This window comes from Salinicola sp. MH3R3-1 (assembly GCF_001937155.1).
GTDB classification, from domain to species: Bacteria; Pseudomonadota; Gammaproteobacteria; order Pseudomonadales; family Halomonadaceae; genus Salinicola; species Salinicola halophyticus.
Window position 1 is genome coordinate 16,625 of record NZ_MSDP01000008.1, and the last position, 20,204, is coordinate 36,828.

The 20,204-nt window shown below is 61.2% G+C and carries 19 protein-coding genes; 10 read left to right on the forward strand and 9 right to left on the reverse strand.

What is annotated here, in order from left to right:
- Nucleotides 1-105: 105 nt before the first annotated feature.
- The 6 genes from BTW08_RS06140 to BTW08_RS06165 all read left to right on the forward strand — a co-directional run bounded on the left by BTW08_RS06140 (nt 106) and on the right by BTW08_RS06165 (nt 7,440).
- Nucleotides 106-900 (forward strand): AraC family transcriptional regulator, encoded by a 795-nt coding sequence (locus BTW08_RS06140; protein WP_246837664.1) that lies wholly within the window; start codon nt 106-108, stop codon nt 898-900.
- Nucleotides 901-1,151: 251 nt separating this feature from the next.
- Nucleotides 1,152-1,562 (forward strand): YbaN family protein, encoded by a 411-nt coding sequence (locus BTW08_RS06145; RefSeq protein WP_342588596.1) that lies wholly within the window; start codon nt 1,152-1,154, stop codon nt 1,560-1,562.
- 240 nt (nt 1,563-1,802) lie between these two features.
- Complete coding sequence (gene pepN, locus BTW08_RS06150; RefSeq protein ID WP_075561652.1) at nt 1,803-4,469, forward strand: aminopeptidase N; 2,667 nt, start codon at nt 1,803-1,805, stop codon at nt 4,467-4,469.
- A 306-nt stretch (nt 4,470-4,775) separates the two neighbouring features.
- Nucleotides 4,776-5,267, forward strand: coding sequence for a pyridoxamine 5'-phosphate oxidase family protein (locus BTW08_RS06155; RefSeq protein ID WP_075561653.1), 492 nt, complete (start codon nt 4,776-4,778; stop codon nt 5,265-5,267).
- Between the two features lie 39 nt (nt 5,268-5,306).
- The gene (locus tag BTW08_RS06160) at nt 5,307-6,191 is read left to right on the forward strand and encodes a LysR family transcriptional regulator (RefSeq protein ID WP_075561654.1); all 885 of its coding nucleotides are present in this window, start codon (nt 5,307-5,309) and stop codon (nt 6,189-6,191) included.
- Nucleotides 6,192-6,240: 49 nt separating this feature from the next.
- Nucleotides 6,241-7,440, forward strand: coding sequence for an MFS transporter (locus tag BTW08_RS06165; RefSeq protein ID WP_075561655.1), 1,200 nt, complete (start codon nt 6,241-6,243; stop codon nt 7,438-7,440).
- A 114-nt stretch (nt 7,441-7,554) separates the two neighbouring features.
- Here the strand turns inward: BTW08_RS06165 and aldA are convergent, their stop codons facing one another.
- The 4 genes from aldA to BTW08_RS06185 all read right to left on the reverse strand — a co-directional run bounded on the left by aldA (nt 7,555) and on the right by BTW08_RS06185 (nt 11,165).
- Nucleotides 7,555-9,030, reverse strand: a complete 1,476-nt coding sequence (gene aldA, locus BTW08_RS06170) for an aldehyde dehydrogenase (RefSeq protein ID WP_075561656.1) — start codon at nt 9,028-9,030, stop codon at nt 7,555-7,557.
- A 177-nt stretch (nt 9,031-9,207) separates the two neighbouring features.
- Nucleotides 9,208-9,495 (reverse strand): hypothetical protein, encoded by a 288-nt coding sequence (locus BTW08_RS06175; protein ID WP_075561657.1) that lies wholly within the window; start codon nt 9,493-9,495, stop codon nt 9,208-9,210.
- Nucleotides 9,496-9,598: 103 nt separating this feature from the next.
- On the reverse strand, nt 9,599-10,447 hold the full coding sequence (gene nfo / locus BTW08_RS06180) for a deoxyribonuclease IV (RefSeq protein ID WP_075561658.1): 849 nt from the start codon (nt 10,445-10,447) through the stop codon (nt 9,599-9,601).
- A gap of 109 nt (nt 10,448-10,556) precedes the next feature.
- Entirely contained in the window at nt 10,557-11,165 is a 609-nt protein-coding gene (locus tag BTW08_RS06185; RefSeq protein WP_075561659.1) for a hypothetical protein, read from the reverse strand.
- Nucleotides 11,166-11,377: 212 nt separating this feature from the next.
- On the opposite strand from BTW08_RS06185, the gene BTW08_RS06190 reads away from it, so the two are divergent.
- Nucleotides 11,378-11,581, forward strand: coding sequence for a putative motility protein (locus tag BTW08_RS06190; RefSeq protein ID WP_075561660.1), 204 nt, complete (start codon nt 11,378-11,380; stop codon nt 11,579-11,581).
- Nucleotides 11,582-11,672: 91 nt separating this feature from the next.
- Here the strand turns inward: BTW08_RS06190 and BTW08_RS06195 are convergent, their stop codons facing one another.
- The 4 genes from BTW08_RS06195 to BTW08_RS06210 form a co-directional block, all read right to left on the reverse strand.
- The gene (locus tag BTW08_RS06195) at nt 11,673-12,530 is read right to left on the reverse strand and encodes an HpcH/HpaI aldolase/citrate lyase family protein (protein WP_075561661.1); all 858 of its coding nucleotides are present in this window, start codon (nt 12,528-12,530) and stop codon (nt 11,673-11,675) included.
- Between the two features lie 164 nt (nt 12,531-12,694).
- Nucleotides 12,695-13,672: a tripartite tricarboxylate transporter substrate binding protein gene (locus BTW08_RS06200; protein ID WP_083627729.1), complete on the reverse strand. Its 978-nt coding sequence runs from the start codon at nt 13,670-13,672 to the stop codon at nt 12,695-12,697.
- A 214-nt stretch (nt 13,673-13,886) separates the two neighbouring features.
- Complete coding sequence (locus BTW08_RS06205) at nt 13,887-14,402, reverse strand: invasion associated locus B family protein (protein ID WP_075561662.1); 516 nt, start codon at nt 14,400-14,402, stop codon at nt 13,887-13,889.
- Nucleotides 14,403-14,511: 109 nt separating this feature from the next.
- Nucleotides 14,512-14,997 carry an Lrp/AsnC family transcriptional regulator gene (locus BTW08_RS06210; protein ID WP_075561663.1) on the reverse strand — a complete coding sequence of 162 codons (486 nt, stop codon included), beginning with the start codon at nt 14,995-14,997 and terminating at the stop codon, nt 14,512-14,514.
- A gap of 234 nt (nt 14,998-15,231) precedes the next feature.
- Between BTW08_RS06210 and BTW08_RS06215 the strand changes: the two genes are divergently transcribed.
- Entirely contained in the window at nt 15,232-16,932 is a 1,701-nt protein-coding gene (locus tag BTW08_RS06215) for a 2-isopropylmalate synthase (protein ID WP_075561664.1), read from the forward strand.
- 92 nt (nt 16,933-17,024) lie between these two features.
- Here the strand turns inward: BTW08_RS06215 and BTW08_RS06220 are convergent, their stop codons facing one another.
- Nucleotides 17,025-17,873, reverse strand: coding sequence for a formate/nitrite transporter family protein (locus tag BTW08_RS06220; RefSeq protein WP_075561665.1), 849 nt, complete (start codon nt 17,871-17,873; stop codon nt 17,025-17,027).
- Nucleotides 17,874-18,041: 168 nt separating this feature from the next.
- Between BTW08_RS06220 and BTW08_RS06225 the strand changes: the two genes are divergently transcribed.
- Entirely contained in the window at nt 18,042-18,737 is a 696-nt protein-coding gene (locus tag BTW08_RS06225; RefSeq protein ID WP_075561666.1) for an MgtC/SapB family protein, read from the forward strand.
- A gap of 70 nt (nt 18,738-18,807) precedes the next feature.
- Nucleotides 18,808-19,998, forward strand: a complete 1,191-nt coding sequence (locus tag BTW08_RS06230; RefSeq protein WP_075561667.1) for a multidrug effflux MFS transporter — start codon at nt 18,808-18,810, stop codon at nt 19,996-19,998.
- The last annotated feature ends 206 nt before the right edge of the window (nt 19,999-20,204 follow it).

The window sequence follows — 20,204 nt, forward strand, 5'->3', positions numbered from 1 at the left end:
ATTGTGGGGCGTTGGCCATCAACATAATCGGGATGACCGAGAGGCACTATGTCGAATGCTTATCGAATCTTTCATGGGGGGTTCGGACGAATCGCCTTGTTGGATATGGACGAGCCGCTGGTGCCTCATGCCCATTCTGAGTGTCACGTCCTCATCAAGGCCACCGGGCAGAACACCTATTTCTCGGTGCGCGGGCGTCGACTACCGCTCACCGATGACACCGCCGTGCTCGTCAACGCCTGGGAACCTCACTATTACGACCACCAGGCCGGCGTATCCGAAAGTGTGATTCTGGCACTGTATATCGAACCACGCTGGCTCGCAGCGCTTCAAACGGATCTCTCGACCAGCGCTCGCCCCGATTTTTTCGCACAGCCGTGTATCGAACTGACCCCTCGCATGCGTCGTCAGGCAGATATCCTGATCGGCGAGATGCTCGGGTTTGGGCCGATGCCCCGGGAAAAAATGGAGAGCCTGCTGTTCGATCTCTTGATATCGATCGTCGAAAAGCACTCCGATTGGCATCATCTGGCCAGATTGAAGGCGGGTACTGCGGGCGATTTCTACGACGTCCGTATACGACGAGGCATCGGGCTCATTCTCGAATCCGCGCCGGGCGAGCTGGATCTCGATCTGATTGCTCGACAGTGTGGACTATCACGCGCGCATTTCTTCTCGCTGTTCAAAAAAACCACGGGGATGACCCCTCAGATGCTGGCCAACATGGGGCGCATGAGTTCGGCGTTTCAGTGGCTGGCCGATAACCGCCAAGGCTCTCTAGGCAATCTGGCTCAGGAGCTGGGCTTCTCCGAGCAGGGGCATTTTACCCGTTTCTTTCGTCGTCACATCGGTGCGGCGCCGAGTCAGTATCAGCGCGTCATGGATAATTACTCACCCTGAAGCGGGGCATGAAGCGTGAAAGCATGGGCGGAGTGCGGCAGCAGCTGTCTCGCTATTCAGCCCCAGCGTGCCCAGACCGGATGGCCGGGCGATACTAACCGCCGCCATGTGAATGGTCGGTCTTTCTACCGCCGACATTGGCCTTTTCCATGGCTGGACATTGGAGCGGGTGACCGGGGCTGGTTTACACTACCTGTTCTGGCGTCGCTCTCGGGTGGCGCTATCGACACACCGGAGTGGGGATGTCCGGCATGCGTAATGCCATTTATGTCACCTTGGCCGCCATCAGCTTCGCGCTGGGCGTGATCGGTCTCTTTCTGCCGGTGATGCCGACCACGTGTTTCATGCTGGCGGCGGTCTGGCTGGCTTCCCGAGGCTCTCCCCGGTTCGCCAACTGGATTCGCAATCACCCGCGCTTCGGTCCGCCGATCCAGTCCTGGGAGCGGGAGCGCGCCATCCCCAAGCACGCCAAGATCATGGCCGTGGTCATGCTCAGCGTGTCGTGTGCGATCATCGCTTTTACCGTTTCCCACTGGCCGCTCAAGATCGGCCTGATCGTGGGTCTTGCCGGGCTCGCGGTCTGGATCGTGACGCGCCCGCTACCTAGCCTGCAGTGCCCGGTGCGCGGCGTCTGGTCGGAAGATGCCTCCGAGCGACGTTGACCCCTCGACGGCTGCCGCTGTTTCCCTTCCTGGCATTCTAGCCACGGCTACCCAGAGCCTTGACTATCCATAGCCACGTCAGCGATTCGATATTGCGCCGGCCACGCGGGTAGAATGGTGTCCGATCGTCGATCGGCAGGGGCATCGATGAATTACGACGGACTCGATCCCGTGATCCGGGTTCGGTTCTCTGATGCGCTCCGCCGATTCGACCTACCCATTTCTGCAAGGAGCGTTGCCATGTCTGAGATGCAAGCGACCTATCTCAAGGATTATCTGCCGCCGGCGTACCGCGTCACGCACACCGAGCTCAGCTTCGATCTCGAGCCGTCTGCCACCCGGGTCAAGGCACGCTTGCACGTGGAACGTCACCCTGGTCGCGAGCCAAACGAGAATGGGGCCGGCCTGCCGCTGGAGCTGGCGGGTGAGCAGATCAAACTGATCAGCGTCGCGATCGACGGCCAGATGCTGGACGCCGACGAGTTCACGGTCGGCGACGAGACGCTGACCATCCCCACGGTGCCGGAGCGCTTTCTGCTCGATACCGAAGTCGAGATCGACCCCGACGCCAACACCGCGCTGGAAGGCCTGTACCGCTCCAACGGCATGTTCTGTACCCAGTGCGAGCCGGAAGGCTTTCGCCGAATCACGTTCTATCCCGATCGGCCGGACGTGATGGCGACGTTCTCGACCACGCTGATCGGCGATCGCGAGTCGATGCCGGTGCTGCTTTCCAACGGCAACCCGGTGGAGCAGGGCGAGCTGCCCAACGGTCGTCATTTCGTGACTTGGGAAGATCCGCACCCCAAGCCCAGCTATCTGTTCGCGCTGGTTGCAGGCAGCCTGGAAAAAGTCGAGGACCACTACACCACGATGAGTGGTCGCGACGTCTTGCTGCAGATCTGGGTCGAGGCGGAGAATCTCGACAAGACCGAGCACGCCATGGCGTCGCTCAAGCGTTCGATGCAGTGGGACGAAGAGACCTACGGCCGCGAGTACGATCTCGACCGCTTCATGATCGTCGCCGTCAACGACTTCAACATGGGCGCGATGGAGAACAAGGGGCTCAACATCTTCAACTCGGCGGCGGTGCTGACCCATCCGCAGACCGCCACCGATGCGACCTTCCAGCGGGTCGAGGGTATCGTCGCCCACGAGTATTTTCATAACTGGTCGGGCAACCGCGTCACCTGCCGAGACTGGTTTCAACTGTCGTTGAAGGAAGGCTTCACCGTCTTCCGCGACCAGACTTTCTCCGCCGACGTCAACTCGGCGCCGGTCAAGCGGATCGAGGACGTCTCGTTCTTCCGCACCGCGCAGTTCGCCGAAGACGCCGGCCCGACTGCCCACCCAATCCGGCCCGATCACTACATCGAGATCTCCAATTTCTACACCCTGACCATCTACGAGAAGGGTGCCGAGGTGGTGCGCATGTTGCGACACCTGCTGGGCTGGGAAGACTTCCGGCGTGGCAGCGATCTCTACTTCGAACGCTTCGACGGTCAGGCAGTGACGATCGAGGATTTCGTCGGCTGCATGGCAGAGGTATCCGGGCTGGATCTCGATCAGTTCATGCGCTGGTATTCCCAGGCGGGAACGCCGGAGATCGATGCCCATGGCGAATACGATTACGCCACGGGCAACTATCACCTGCGCCTGTCTCAGCGCACGCCGGCAACCCCGGGCCAGCACGAAAAGCTGCCACTGCACATTCCGGTGCGGCTGGGTCTGGTCGGGACCAAATCCGGCCACGATCTGACCTTGACGCTGAGCGGTGAAGACGGCGAGAGCGAGAAACTGGGCAAGGACGCGGTCATCCATCTGCGTGAAGCGGAGCAGACCTTCGTGTTCACCGATGTCGAGGAGGCGCCGGTGCCGTCGTTGCTGCGCGGTTTCTCCGCGCCGGTGAAGCTTCGCTACCCGTATTCGCGGGAGGAGCTGGCGTTCCTGCTGACCCACGACACCGATGGTTTCAACCGCTGGGACGCCGGTCAGCGTCTGACCCTGCTGGCGCTGGACGATCTGATCGCGGCGCACCGTAACGGCGTCGAGAAGGTGATGGACAGTCGCCTGATCGAGGCCTATCGCAGCCTGCTCAACGAACCTGGCGACGACAAGGCGGTGCTGGCGGAGATGCTGACGCTGCCGTCGGCAGCGTATATCGCCGAACAGCAGCCGATGGTCGATGTCGATGCGATTCACGCCGCGCGGGAGTTCGTGCGTCAGTCGCTGGCCTGGCAGCTGCGCGACGATTTCCTCGCCGTCTATCGTGACAATCTGAGCGAAGAGCCCTACGCGCCCACACCGGAGCAGATCGCTCAGCGGCGTCTCAAGAACGTCGCACTCGCCTATCTGATGAGCATCGAGAACGACGAGGCCGTCAGCCTGACGCAGCAACAGCTGGAGCAGAGTGCCAACATGACCGATGTGCGTGCCGCGCTTACCTTGCTGGCGCACAGCGATCGCACCGATCTGGCCGAACCGGCGCTCAAGGCGTTCGGCGAGAAGTGGGCCCACGATCCGCTGGTCATGGATCAGTGGTTCACGATCCAGGTCACTCGCCCGCAGGCCGATGTGCTCGAACGCGTTCGCTTCCTGATGGGACATCCGCTGTTCTCGATGAAGAATCCCAACAAGGTGCGCGCGCTGGTCGGTGCCTTTGCCCAGAACCGGATCAATTTCCATCGCCTCGATGGCGAAGGTTACAAACTGCTGGCAGATGTCGTGATCGAGCTCAATCGCCTCAATCCGGAGATTGCCGCACGCATCATCACGCCGCTGACCCGCTGGCAGCGTTTCGACGAGACGCGTCAGGCGTTGATGAAAGCCGAACTCGAGCGTATCCGCGCCGAGAAACTGTCGCCCAATGTGTTCGAAATGGTCGAGCGCGCGCTGGCGGATGCCTGATGGTGCGGTAGCGCACAGGGCATTTATGGAACCGCTTTACGAAACCGTTTCATGGGGCCGTTCCGTGTAACGGTCTGACAGGGCTCTCTCGCTGGAATCCAGGCCGCTATCCGTAGCGGCCTTTTCGTGCCTTCGAGCAGCCTGTATCCGGAGGCATGAGCGGGGAATGAGCGGCGCACGAACGATATACACGAATCGTCTGGCAACGCTTTCGATGATCGGTTCGCGTTCACGCGCGCCCCTATTGTTCTCTTATTGAGAATGAATTATTGTTTTCGTTCTCGATATGAAAATACAGGTGACGTGATGTCCATTGATCTTGCTGAACGCAGCGCCGACTTACTGGCGAATTGTCTCTACGCCAATATCGCGACCTCCCGGGACGATGTGCCCTGGAACACCCCGGTGACGGCCATACCCGACTCGGCGTTGACGTTCTACTGGTCCTCATGGAAGGAGGCCGTGCATTCACACAACATTGCGGCCAATCCCCGGGCTTTTCTCACGTTCTACGACTCGACCCGCACCAGAGGGACGAATAACCTGCGCGGCATCTATCTGCAGTGTGAGGCCGGCGAGGTCGCGGATATCGACGAGGCCGAGAAGGCGTTCCGCCTGCTGTACCCCGATGACACGGTCGATCTGACGAGCTTTCTGGGCGATGGAATCAAGCGTTTCTATCGCGCCACGCCGAGGCGGGCCTGGCTGAACAGTCTGTCGGAGAAAGAGCTGGCGCCGGATACGCTGAAGATGAGAACGGAAGTCTCTCTCGAGGACGTCAAGGCCGCGCTGACATGACGGGCGGGCATCGATACTCGGCCCGGCGAGGCAGGCGACATGGATGATTTCGAATCGCTCAGGATTTTCGTCTGCGTCGCCAGGGAGCTGAGCGTGACCGGTGCCGCGAGGCGTCTGGGCAAGAGCCCCTCGAACGTGACGACCAAGCTGCAGAAGCTGGAGGCGAGCCTCGGTATCGATCTGCTGGTACGCACTGGCAAGCGGATCTCGCTGTCGCACTCGGGTGAGATGTTTCTCGACTATGCCGAGAAGCTGCTCGCGCTGCGGGCCGAATCGATGCACGTGGTGACCGGCGGTCGAGCCCCGGGCACGATCCGTATCGGAAGCATGGAAGCGACTGCCGCCAGTCGCCTGCCGGACTGCCTGGCGAGCTTCGATGCGGCATTCCCCGAGGTGCGCCTGGAGCTCCGGACCGGACCCTCGATGACGCTGATGGACGATGTTCGTTCGGGGCGAATCGACTGCGCATTCCTGGCGATCCCGCCGTCGTTTCTCGGCAGTGAATGGTCGGATCGGTTGGAGGTTCTCGATCTCGTGTTCCAGGACGCCTGGGAGGAGTCGCTGTTGTTGCTGTCGCCGAAGGGGATTGCCGACCTGCAGGATTCTACGTTGAGAACGCTGGCGGCATTTCCACCGGGTTGCACCTACCGGCGTATCGCGGAAGAGACCTTGAATTTGCCGGAAAGCGATGACTGGACGGTCCAGGAGACATCCTCGTATCACGTGATGGTGGCCCTCGCCAGCACCGGCCGTTGCGTGACGGTGCTGCCGGAGAGCGTTCTCGACACCATGAAGATACCCGAGACGCTCGATGTGACGCCCCTGTGCCGCGTGAAGACTCAGCTGGCCTGGCGCAAAGGTTATGAGACGCCGGCGTTCAGTCAGTTCCTGAGCCATCTGTCAGGGGCGGGTCTGGGCCGATGACCGAGGAACTCTCGACATTTCCGGTCATTTAGGCGAGGCTGCGGGACAGATGATATCTTCCAACCACCACTTCTTCGTGTCGCTGCTGCTATCGCGACTGGCCGACCAGATGCTGCTGTTCCTGGTGCCGCTGGTGATCTATCAGCTCACCGGCAGCGTCGCCTGGTCGGGTCTGGCGTTCTTCTTCGAGACCCTGCCGCGCTTCGTGGCATTTCCGCTGTGCGGCCAGCTTTGCGATCGCCATCGTAACGATCTTCTGCTGCGGCTGAGTCAGCGCTGGCGCATGGCCACCTGCGTGTTCGCGATCCTGGGATATCTGGCACTGCCCCATGTGGCGTGGCTGATCGGACTGTCGGCCGTGGTCGGCGTGCTGTCGACCCAGGGCGTGATGGCGCGAGAAATGCTACTGGTGCAGGCGTTCGGTTCGGCGCGCTACGAAAGGCTGATCTCCCACGCCCAGCTGTTCGATCAATTGGGCACGGTACTTGGCCCGGTGTTCGCGGCAGCGCTGTTGGCCCAACTTGAATGGGAAGTGGTGGTAGTGGTCATCGCGCTCGGGTTTTTGCTGAGCGATATCACGGTGTGGCGATGGCAACGTGTGGCCCGGCCCGAGCTTCCGGTACCACGATCGGCTTCGCCCAACGGGTATCGGGCGCTGTTGATCGCTGGCCGTCACCTGAGAACCAGTCCCGCTTTGCCGGCATCGATCGGGCTGGCGATGGCCGTCAATCTGCTGCTGGGGACGCTGCTGGCAACGGCGCCGGCGATAGTCACCGGCATTCAGGGCCATGGCGAAATCTACTACGGTGCCTTGCAGGCCGGCGGCGCGCTGGCCACTGTCCTGGTGCTGCTGTTCACTGCAAGATCGCTGATTCCGGCGGATCGGCTGGGGCTGGTGGCGTATACGGCGATGGCGCTGGGCGGGCTGATGGTAAGCGTGACCGCCATGTCCTGGCTCTACGCGCTGGGATTCCTGCTGGTGGTGGGCTTCGACAAGATGTTCAGCGTGTCGATTCGCAGCCTGCGCCGTCGGGTCATTCCGCCGGAAGACTTCGGCAAGACGACCGGTTTGGTGGTAATGCTCAACAATCTTACCCAGCCGCTCGGTGGGCTGATCGTGAGCGTGACGGCCGGTTTTTGGGCGACGGGATCGATACTTCTGGCGGTGGCGCTCGTCATGCTCGTCGCCGGTGTGCTCATCGTGTGGTGTTATCGTGACCACGTGCTGCTGTCGTGGAATCAGCAATAGCCGCCAACGACAACGGGCCGCCATTGGCGGCCCGTTGCATGGCTGGAACGTGAAGCTGAACCAGACTGTCACGCAGCATAGTGCATGATGCGTCGTACGTGGTGGACGTGGACGTTATGAATAGTGCACGTACATCGTCTTGCTCTTGACGTAGGCTTCGAGGCCGTACTTGCCGTCTTCGCCGCCCAGCCCGCTGTTGCGGTAGCCCTTGTGGAAACCCTGAACCGACTCGCCGCCGCCACGGTTGACGTAGATTTCGCCGAAGTCGAGCTCGCGGGTCAGCGCCATCAGCTGCGTTACGTTCTGGGTGAACACATAGGCGGATAGGCCGTATTCCGAAGCGTTGGCGTACTCCATTGCCTGCTCGAAACTGTCCACTTTCATGATTGGTGCGACCGGACCGAAGATCTCGTCTTTCATGATATCCATGTCGTTGTCGACATTGGTGAGGATCGTCGGGGCATAGTAGTTGCCCTTGTCGTAGTCGCCGCCGGTCAGACGTTTGCCGCCGGTCAACAGCGTCGCGCCCTGGCTCTGGGCGTGCTCGACCATGTCGTGGATCTTGTCGAGTTCGGCGGCGTTGATCTTCGGCCCCATGTCGACGTCATTGTCGGTCAACGGGTTGCCGACCTTGAGCGCCTCGACACGCTGCTTGAAACGCTCCAGGAAGCGATCGTAGATGCCTGACTGCACGTACATGCGTTCGTTGCAGGTACAGACCTGTCCGCAGTTGTTGTAGCGCGAGGCGATGGCGGCATCGACGGCCGGGTCGAGATCGGCGTCGTCCATAACGATGAACGGCGCCTTGCCGCCCAGCTCGAGCCTTACAATCTTGAGATGCTCGGCGGCGGCCTTGTTGATCTCGCGGCCACCGCGCACGCTACCGGTCATGCTCACCAGTTGGGTGATCGGGCTTGTGATCAGGTGATTGCCGATCTCGCGTCCGCGGCCGTTGACCAGATTGACCACGCCATCGGGAATGCCTGCCTGGCGCGCCAGCTCGACGATCTCCAGCGCCGTCAGCGGCGTCTCTTCGGACGGCTTGAGCACGATGGTGTTGCCCGCCGCCAGCGCCGGCCCGAGCTTGCGCCCGATCAGCGCCGCGGGGAAGTTCCAGGCTGTGATCCCCACGACCACGCCATGCGGCACTTTCTGGATCCAGATCTGCTCGTCGGGATCGTCCGCGGGGATGATGTCGCCCTCGAGCCGCCGGGTGTTCTCCGCCGCGAAGCGGATCAGATCGCAGCACATCCCGACGTCGGCATCCGCCTCCGACAGCGGCTTGCCCTGTTCGGTGGTGATCAGGCGAGCCAGACGCTCGCGGTTTTCCTGAAGCAGTTCGACCAGGCGATAAAGATAATCGGCGCGCTCGACGGCGGTCTTGCGCGACCAGGCCGGAAACGCCTTCTGGGCGGCCTGGAGGGCCTGATCCGCGAGTTTTTCATCGGCCAGCTGGGCGCGGGCGATGACGTCGCCGGTCGCCGGGTTGAGCACGTCCAGCAGCTCGCCGTCGCCGGTAAGCCACTGGCCGCCAATGAACTGATTGTAAACGTCGACGCCGTTTTGCTGCGATTTGAGTGACTGACTCATCGATTTTGCCTCCTTGGCCTGTTTCCTCGAGAGGAAGGACGGCAGGACTTGCCGTCGATAGGCCGCTAATCAATGCGGCCCTGCGACTTCAAGGTGGTAGACGAGGCCAGCGATGACAAGTTTGGATCGCCGATCAAACAGGAATGGGCAATAGCTCGCGAGTCGCGGATATTCAGCTCAGCGGATCAGCCAGCTGAGTATCAGCAGGCCGAGCAGCAGCCAGACGATACCGCCGACGACGCCGCCCCGAATCAGCGACCGGATGCCGTTGAGCAGCAGCAAAACGCCAATCACCAGCACGACGATGCTGAAGATCGAGTCGTTGATGCCGAGCGAACCGGTCAAACCGTCGACGAAACCGTCGATTGCCTGCCATAGATTGCCGAAGACGGCATGCAGGCCATTGACCACGGTGCGAATCACGTTACCGATCGCTTCGCCGAGCCAGTTGAAGAATCCATCCATGTCGAGCAGTTCCTTGGAGCTAAGTGGTGTCAGAGCCAGCTTTCGCGGGCCAGGCCTGGAAAGCGAGTTCGAGACTCGGGTTTGGGAATCAGATAGGGCACGCTCAGACGGTGTGCTGCTGATCGCGCAGCCACTGGATCTCCTGGGGCCAGATGGCCGGCTCGACGGTTTCGAGAATCAGCGGGATGCCGTCGGTGCGGCTGTCGCGCATCAAGGCGGTGAATCCGGGGAGCCCGATATTGCCCTTGCCCAGGCTGTGATGACGATCGACGCGACTGCCGAATTCGCTCTTGGCGTCGTTGAGGTGCATGCCACGCAGATATCGGATGCCGACGATATGCTCGAATTCATCGAGCATGGCGACGGCGGCGTCTTCGGTGCGCAGATCGTAGCCGGCGGCGAAGGCGTGGCAGGTATCGATGCAGGCGCCGACGCGATTCTTGTCGTCCACCTGTTCGATGATCTCGGCCAGCTGTTCGAAGCGAAAACCGAGATTGGAGCCTTGCCCGGCCGTGTTTTCGATCACGGCGACGACGGAATGAGTGGCCGCGTGCGCCTCGTTGATCGACTCCGCGATTCGCGCCAGGCAGTCGCGTTCGCTGATTTTCTTGAGATGACTGCCTGGATGGAAGTTGAGCAGTGTCAGTCCCAGCTGTTCGCAGCGCTGGCACTCATCGAGGAATGCAGCCCGAGACTTGGCCAGCCCGTCGGCTTCCGGATGACCCAGGTTGATCAGGTAACTGTCGTGAGGAAGGATCTGGTCCGGGCCGAATCCCTGCTCGCGACAGGCCGTCTTGAACGCCTCTATCGTGGTCTCTTCCAACGGCTTGGCGTTCCATTGGCGCTGATTCTTGGTGAACAGGGCAAAGGCGTTGGCACCGATTTTGGTGGCGCGACTCACTGCCTGATCGACACCGCCTGCGGCGCTGACGTGGGCTCCGATGGTCTTCATGGGTGATTCAATCCTTGGAACGAGCGCTCGCAGTTTACCAGCCGCTTCATGGCGATGCCCCGCGGCTGCGCCAGGCCGGCTAAACGCGACATCCGGTCCCGCCTGAGCCTCATTCGCGGTCGAACGAAACCCCGTCATTGATCGAGCGCAGCCGACTCATGGCGTCATCCACGGAAAACGGAGCCTTGCGCGGCGGGTCGTAGACTTCGCCGTTGGTGCCCTGGACGATCAGGTCGATGGCGTAGCAGCGGCCATCGATCATGGCGCGATAGCCCTCGGCGTTCTGGAAATGACTCATGCCCGCGTCGCCGAGGGTGAATCCACTGAAGGCTTTCCCGCCGATGGTCGTTTTCGACGACATCGCCTGGGCGTTGGCCGGCACGGTCAGGCAATGGTCGACGGCGCTCGCGTCATCGCTCGCCCCGAGGCGCCATAGCGCCGTGGTGATCTCGTCGGACTCGGGCAGCTTCAACAGGATCAATCGATCACCGGGTGCGTCATCTTCGAGTTGCCAGCCACCGTTGTCGAAGTAGCTGGACGCCTCGCCATCGACACGCGTCAATTCGGTGTCATATGTCACGCTCAGCGGATAATCCGCGGTGTGGAATGCCTGGGTGGAGACGCCGTCATCCCGAGTCGGGGAGTCGTGTTGCTGGCAGGCGCTCAAGGCGGTGACGGTCAACAAGGCGAGCGCGGTCGTGGGCAGGAGCTTGAGCATCGAACTTTCCTTGGTGTGAAATCCCACGGGCAAGCGTAGCCGATAGGTCAGCGCGTTTCCGGTGCGGCGGCCGTCGTCTATCGGATCATGTCGATCGTCGATGGCTAAAGTTGATGCCCGGATCGGCCGATACCCGAGTGGATGGACCGAAAGATCGACAAAACCGTAAGACAGGTGGACGCATCACCTTCCTTCAGATCAAGGAGTTTGCGATGGATACCGCAGTCAATGCCGCCGTCGGCACAGCGTTGGCGCTGCAGAATTTCAATCAGGGCCAGGAAGCGCAGAACAGCCTGCTGAAGAAGTCTCTCGATGGGCAGGCCTCGCACATCGAGCAGCTGATGTCTTCCGTGGCACCGACAGCCGAGCTGGCCTCGTCCGGTAGTGTGGGAACGCAGATCAACACCTATGCGTGAGGGTTGATCGGTTGATAAGGCGGATAGCGAACGCGCTCCACGGAGCGCGTTTTTTATCCGACGTCACCGGGCGATCATGCCTCTCGCTGCTTCAATATCCCAGGCTCGACCTGGGTTTGGGCGTGTCCGGCTTGTAGCGGGAAATCGTTTCGATGGCGGCCTGGTGCAGCAGGCTGATATCGATGCCGACGGCGATGAAATCGAACCCCCATTCGGCATACCGTTTGGCATCCGCCTCGGCAGGCGCGAGGATGCCGGCCGCCTTGCCGGCGGCATGGGTGACCTCGAGCGTGTGACGAATCATCTTTTGCACGTCCGGATGGTTGGGGTTGCCGGCGTGACCGACACCGGTGGAGAGATCCACCGGGCCGACGAAGACGGCATCGACACCCTCGGTGGCCGCGATCGCTTCGGCGTTATCGACGCCGCTCTGAGATTCCACCTGCACCACCAGACAGAGTTCTTCATGGGCGCGTGCCAGGTAATCCTCGACGCTGTCCCAGCGCGTCGCCCGGGTCAGACCGCCCCCGACACCCCGGAAACCGTGAGGCGGATAGCGGGTCGCCGCCACCAGCTTCGCCGCCTGCTCGGCCGTGTCGACCATGGGAATCATCAACGTCTGGGCGCCGATATCGAGTAGCTGCTTGATCAGGGCCGGGTCGTGGTTGACGGTTCGCACCACCGGGGCGCAGGCATAGGTCATGATGGTATTGGGGGTGATGGTATTAGGGGTGATGGTATCGGGGGCGATCGCATAGGGAGCGATAGCCTGCAACTGGGCCAGTACGGAGGGCACCGTATTGGGCGCATGTTCGCCGTCGATCAGCAGCCAGTCAAAGCCGGTAGTGGCAAGAATCTCGGTCGCGTAGCCGGTACCGAACCCGGCCCAGCAGCCATAGCGTGTATTGCCATCGAGCGAGCGTTTGAATGGATTCTCTGGCAGTTGCATGGCTACGGCTTCCTGTCGTGGCTGGGGAAAAGAAACAAGACGGACCGGGCATTTGCTGCGCCGGCCCGGATGGAACAGACATTATCCTGAGGATAAACCCTATCCTCGAGAAGAACCCTATTCTAGGGTTGTCGGTTCACTCATGCCCATGTCGCGGTAGCGATCTAGTTCGTCAGTCCCATCTCGCCCATGATCTTGCCGAACTTCTCGTCGTCTTCGGCCATCAACTGCGCGAAGTCATCGGCGTCTCGCCACACCACGCCGTAACCCTGTTTGGCCATGAAGTTCTGATAGGCGTCGCTGTCGTAGGCTTTCTTGAGGGCGTCTTCCAGCGTTGCCACCACGTCTTCATCCATCCCTTTGGGTCCGACAATGCCACGCCAGGCGCCGAGCGTGAAATCACTCCCGATCTGCTCCTTGAAGGTGGGGATATCGGGAAAGCCTTCGAGTCTTTCAGGGGTCATGACGCCGAGGCTGTGAAGTTCTCCGGCGTCGATCATCGATCTGGCTTCCGGCAGTGAAGATGCCACCAGGTCAATACTGTCGGACGCCAGCTCGGTCATGGCCGGCGCCGAACCCTGGCTGGGAATCCAGGTAATCTTCCCGGCGGCAATGTCCTGATCCATCAGAAAACCGTTGAGTGCCACGTGCCAGATGCCGCCCAGGCCGGTACCGGATGCCGTATAGGTGCCTTGCGGGTTGTCCTTGACCTTGGTCACGAAGTCTTCGAGACCCTTGAACGCCGAGTCGTCAGCGACCGAGAGACTGGCGGAGTCGAAGTTGATCTGCGCGATCGGCGTGAAATCCTGATAGGTCAGGTCGGTCAGCCCTTGCCAGTGCATCATCGCGACTTCGACGGTCGCCAGGCCCAGGGTGTAACCGTCCGGTTTGGCGTTGGCAATCGCGGTATGGCCGACGACGCCACTGCCACCGGTTCGGTTCTGGACGTTGATCGTCTGGCCGAGCTGCTCCTCCAGCGAGGAGGCGATGATGCGGGCGGTTGCATCGGTACCGCCGCCTGCCGCCCAGGGCACGATCAGGGTGATCGGCTTTTCGGGATAATCCGCCCATGCCAGTGGCGAGGCCAGAACGGCGGCGGACAACAGCAGGCTGAGATGACGGGGCGCGCTGGATCGTTTCATGATGACCTCGCTGGGCATGCTTGTCTTTGAAAGTGAGTCTTCAAGATGAACTTTGCATGCAAAGTCTTAACTCAGACATCACGGCCCGACAATTGCGCAATCGTCTAATGGGAGCTGGCGAACAGCGCCGACAGTACGCCGTCGGGATGGGCCCGCCGATGCGGCCCAGCGCAGGGCGCCGGGCCTGACATCTCGCATGCGGAAGCGGGGCCCTTTACTGCGAGGCGATTCGCTGGCTGGCGCTGGTGAAGCCCATCAGCGACAGGTCCATGTCGAGCCGCTTGCCGTCGGGGGCGATGACGCTGACGGTGGCCTTGTTGCCGCCGCGCAGCTGAGCGAGCAACTGCGGCGACAGCGCCAGATTGGCGCGGCAGCCTTGTTGCAGGCAGACCTGATAGGGCATGCCCACCGGCTCGTTGTTGTCCACCTGAAGCTGGATACCCGGTGCCAGACGCACGCCCAGCGGTAGCAGGAAGACCATGACCGGACCGTCGGCCTGAGCCGGAAGGCCGACCATGGCGCGCATCAGCGAGTCGTCGCTGTCCGGGTTGCTGACCATCTGGCTCATCACGCAGCTCTGGCGCTCACCGCCCTTGGGGCAGCGCACTTCCCAGGACTGGAACTGCTCGGTATCGACCTGTGGTTCGCTCGACTGCTGAGCCTGTGCCGGCGTCAGGATGGCGGCGGCCAGCGGCAGCAGCGAGGCGAGCAGGGTACGGCGAAGAGACATTGCATTTTCCTGTGTTGTGATCGGTCGGGCGTCGTCATGCATGAGTATGGCCTAATTCGCGCGGCGCGGGGCACTTCTGCCATTCAGGGGCTCAGGGGCAGATACGGGGTCAGAGCTCCACCGGCACGCCGCGATTCTCGAACACGCGCCGCAGGACGAAACTGGTATGGGCGCCGGTGACGCCCTCGATGCGGTTGATGACGTGCAGAAGTAGATGCTGGTAGTCGTCCATGTCGCGCACCAGAATCTTGAGCTGGAAGTCCGCCGCCTGACCGGTGATGATCAGGCACTCGATGACGTTGGGCACTTCTCGAATGTGGCGCTCGAAGTTGTCGAAGCGCTCCGGGGTGTGAAGATCCATCGAAATATGCAGTAGCGCCATCAGCTGGTAACCCAGATGACGCGCGTCGACATCGGCGCGATATCGCACGATCAGGCCATTCTCTTCCAGCGCCCTGACGCGTCGCAGGCAGGGGGAGGGCGAAAGGCCGATACGGTCGGCCAGTTCCTGATTGCTGATACGCCCCTCCTGCTGGAGGAGTTCGAGTATGCGTCGATCGTATCGATCCAGGGCTAGCGGCGCCGGCGGGCTCATGGGTGATTTCTACCTGAATTTGAATATTCTCGGCAATTTTATGCCAATATGCTTCGGTTAGCGCTTTCTTTCGCAATAAACTGCCGCAGGAAACGTTTTACACTGTGGCTGTCGTCCAGAGCCGCCGCCACGAGCAGCGGAGCCGCCCGCAGGGATATCCCCCTTGCGGCACGACGACCGGACTGCCATTAGCGGTCGAAACGCGCCGAATTCTTCACCTTCAGGAATTTCACCATGTCTGCTTCCGATCATCGCGCCTTTGATCATAGAAAATACCGTCCAGCGCCCCGCGTACCCGCCTTCGATCGCCAATGGCCGGACCGTGATCTCGATCACGCACCGATCTGGGTCAGCGAAGACCTGCGCGATGGCAACCAGGCGCTACTGGAGCCGATGAGCGTGGAGCAGAAGAAGCGCTTCTGGCACCAGATCGTCAAGGTCGGGATCAAGGAGGTGATGGTCGGGTTCCCGTCGGCGAGCCAGCCCGATTATGACTTCGTGCGTTGGCTGATCGATGATGGCCAGATCCCCGACGACGTCACCATCGCCGTACTGGTGCAGTGCCGCGAACACCTGATCGAAAAGACCTTCGAATCGCTGGTCGGCGCCAAGCGTGCCATCGTTCATCTCTACAACTCCACTTCGACCGTACAGCGCGAACGGGTGTTCGAGATGGACCGCGACGGCATCGTCGATATCGCGGTACAGGGCGCGACCTGGGTCAAGACCTATTCCGAGCGTTATCCGGAGGTGGAGTGGCGCTTCGAATATACCCCCGAGAGCTTCTCCAGCACCGAAATCGACTTCTCGTTGCGGATCTGCGAAGCGGTCATGGACGTATGGCAGCCGACACCGACCAACAAGTGCATCCTCAACCTGCCGACCACGGTGGAGGTGGCGGGGCCGCATCATCACGCCGATCAGATCGAATACTTCTGCCAGCACATCAAGAATCGCGACAGCGTCATCATCTCGATCCATACCCACAATGATCGTGGCGGTGCGGTGGCCTCCGCGGAACTGGCGCTGCTGGCCGGTGCGGAGCGCGTCGAGGGCACGCTGCTGGGCAACGGCGAGCGTACCGGCAACATGGATATCGTCACGCTGGCGATGAACCTCTATAGCCAGGGCATCGATCCGGAGCTCGATCTGTCGCGGCCGGACGAGATCATCGAAGTGGTCAATGAGTGCACCAGCATTCCGATTCATCCGCGCCACCCGTGGGTCGGCGAGATGGTCTACACCGCTTTTTCGGGCAGCCATCAGGATGCGATTCGCAAGTCGCTCAAGCATCAGCAGCCGGACGAACCCTGGCAGGTCGCCTACCTGCCCATCGATCCGCACGACATCGGTCGCGACTATCAGGCGGTCATTCGGGTCAACAGTCAGTCCGGCAAGGGCGGCATGGCATTCCTGCTCGAGCGCGATTACGGCATCAGCCTGCCGCGCTGGATGATGCTGGCGCTGGCACCTTACGTGCAGCAGGAAAGCGAGACGCGGGCCAGCGAGCTTTCCAGCGAGATGATTCGCCAGGTGATGTTCGATCACTTCACCTGTGAAGCGCCGTTGTCGCTGGCCGACTATCGCCTGTCCAAGGGCCAGGACGAGGGGATCGAAGTAACCCTTTGGCAAGGCGCCGAGACGCTGCGGCTCTCGGGCAAGGGTAATGGCGCGATGTCGTCGTTTACCGATGCGTGGCAGAAGCATTCCGGCATCAGCGTCGGTATCGTCGACTACGCAGAGCATTCACTGGGAGGTGACAGCGAGGCCAATGCCATCGCCTTCGTCCAGCTCAACGTCGACGGGCAGCGTGTGTGCGCCGTGGCCGAGGACAGTGACACCGTCAGTGCCTCGCTGAAGGCGCTGATTGCCGGGATCAACTTGGCGACGACTGCCGAGCTGAGCGAGGCACGCGAAGCGGCGCGAGCGCTGTAACGGCTCATCAGGCTTGCCGGAAATGCAGACGGGGCGCCCATTGGGCGCCCCGTCTGCGTTTTCCCTCTGTCATTGTCGTCGACCAACGGCAATCAGTTGTCGCTATCGCTGCGGATCTGGGCGTGGCTGATCAGGGCGAAGATGAAAGTGCCGCCGACGAGGTTGCCGAGTAGCGTCGGCAGGCCGAATCGGAACAGATATTCCGCCCAGCTCGCGTGACCGGAGAAGACCAGATACATCACTTCGGTCGAGCCGACGATGATATGCGTGAATCCGCCGATGGCGACGAGGTAGGTCACGATCAGAATCACCCAGATCTTGGCGCTGCCCGCGCTCGGCAGCAGCCAGACCATGGTCGCGATCATCCAGCCGGCCACGATACCCTTCGAGAACATCTGCATCGGCGTGTTCTCGAGGATGTGTTCGCCCAGAGAGAGAAATGCCTCGTGGGTCTGCATCGAGAAGATCGGCAGGGCCAGAATCGCCCATGCGGAAACCGCGACGCCGACCAGGTTGCCGATCAGCACTACCCCCCACAGGCGAAGCAGGCAGACGAATTTACCGAACCGCGGTTGGCTCATTACGGGTAATACCGCGGTAACAGTGTTCTCGGTAAAGAGCTGCTGACGGGCCATGATCACCACCAGAAAGCCTACCGTGTAGCCCAGTGATTCGACCAGAAACCCGATATCGCTATCCGGTAGACGCGCATGCAGCAGGCCTTTCGCCAGCATCGAAAAGCTCATCGATAGGCCGGCGGCGATGGCAGACCAGAGCAGTGCCGATACGGTGCGGCTCAACTCCTTTTCGCCTTCCTCGCGAATGGATTCGTGTACGGCCGCCGCTTTCGAGGGTAGATCTTCGCCATTGAGCTGGAGATCGTGTTCGTCCTCTTCCTCTCTGACACGGCTGGGCGGGGTGAGGCTGTGGTGTTTACTCAAGCTTGCATTCCTTCGTAGCGAGGTAAAAGGTCGCGTCGGCAGCGCGCATTACCGTCAGGGTAGGCTGCGACGGCTGGCGGCAAGCACTATGCTGAAACGACAGTCATGAACGAGACGATAGTCTTGAACGAAACGATAGTCGTAAACGAGACAAGGAGATAGCCAAGCATGTCGCCGGAATCGTGGACGATGCTGACGCATTTGGGAATGGCCTGGCTGGCCGGCAGCCTGATCGGGCTGGAGCGCACCTTTCATGGGCGCCCGGCGGGGTTCCGTACCCATGCGCTGGTCTGCGTCTCCTCGGCGCTGCTGATGATGGTCACGATGTATCAGTGGCAGTGGTTGGGTACAGCGGTGCCGGAAGCCACGATCCGTACGGACCCTACACGCATGGCACAGGGCATCATGACCGGGATCGGGTTCCTGGGCGCCGGGGTGATTTTCAAGGAGGGTTTGACGGTCCGAGGGCTGACGACCGCCGCCTCGATCTGGATAACGTCGGCGCTGGGTATTCTTTATGGCATCGGGTTTCTGTTTCCGGCGGTATTGGCGACGGTAGTAACGCTGTTGACGCTCTCCCTGTTCCGGATGGTGGAGGCGCGGATGCCCAGCCGGATATTCGCCCGCTGCGTGTTGCGATTCGACAGTCAGGCGGTGATGGCTGAAACGCAGATTCACGATCTGATGGCGTCGCACCGATTCAAGATCGAAAGCCTGAGCTATCGCACGCGCGACGACGGCCGCCAGTTCGAATACCGCATGATGCTGAGAACCCACGATCGCAAGTATATCCCGCCGCTGGCCGCCGATCTGCGCGACCATGATCGCCTGCTGGAGTTTCAGCTTTCGCCCACCGGAGATTGATGTCGAGAATGGTTGTCATTCCCTTGCCAGCCGATAGAGTAGGCGCTCCTGACATGGCGGCGAGGTAATGATGCAGGCACGCGAGAAGCGTCCGGCTTTCTGGATACTGATGGGCGCGGTGATGCTGTCGCCCTTGGCGATTGATATCTATCTGCCGGCATTGACCGCCATGGCCGGTGAGTTCGAGCGTTCCTACGCGGCGCTGCAGTTGACCATCACGCTATTCCTGATGAGCGTCGGCGTTGGGCAACTGCTGGTTGGTCCGCTGACCGACCGTTTCGGGCGGCGCCCGGTGCTGCTGGGCGGCGTCGCCATCTATATGGTGGCGGCGCTGATCGGGATGACCGCGATCTCGATCGAGATGCTGTACTTCTCGCGAATACTTCAGGGACTGGGCGCCTGCGCTTCCGTCACCGTGGCCTTCGCCGCCGTCCGTGACGGCTATACGCCGACCGAGGGCGCCAAGCTTTACAGCTATCTTAATGGTTCACTCACGCTGGTACCGTCACTGGCACCGGTGATGGGCGGGGCGCTGACCGTCGCACTGGGATGGCGCAGTAACTTCGCGTTCATGACCGGCTTCGCAGGGCTGTTGTGGCTCAGCGCCTATTGGCGCTTCGGCGAGACCCGGCCGCCCGGGACGCTTATCGAAAAGCGCCTCTATCGTTGGTCACGTTATCGACCGGTGCTTTTCAACCGGCGATTCCTCTATTACGCCATTCTCGTCAGCACGATGATGGCGGCCATTCTGGTCTACGTCTCGGCCGCGCCGGTGGTGATGATGGACCGTTTGCGCCAACCGGAGTGGGTCTTCAGCCTGTGGTTCGGGGGCAACGCACTGGTGAGTACGGTGGCGTTTTTCATCGTGCCCCGATTGATGGTGCGCTGGGGAAGGAAGTCGACCGTGCAGCGGGGGCTGATCGTCGTCGTTGGTGGCGGTGTCCTGATCGGCTGTCTGTATGGAAGCGTGCCGGTATCGGTCGTGACCTTCATGGGGCCCATAGCGTTGCTTTCGATAGGCTTTTCGATGGTCTTGGGTGCCGCGGCGAGCCTGGCGTTGGAGCCGTTTCCCGAACGTGCGGGGACGGCAGCGGCGCTGTTGGGCTCGATTCAGCTGGGCGGCGGTGCGACGCTGGCAACGCTATTGCTGATGACGCCATTGGCACCGCAGGTATCGTTGGCATTGATTTGCAGCGGAGGCGGGATCGTCCTGTGGGTGTTGGCAAAGCGAGTAACGGAAAATGCCAATTCCAGCGAGTGAGGCCTTGTAGACGGAAAGATTCTTAATAGGCACTGTCACAGCCGCGTTGCTTGCGGTACGCCACACGCCATGCACGACCGCCGGTCGTTCGTCGGCACGTCGGGTAACCTAGTGCTGCGTTGGAGTGTGGTTTAACGAGTCCGACAACGATATGAGCGGAACACGCTAGAATGAAGCAATTGGCGGCAGCGAAGCCGCGAAAGATG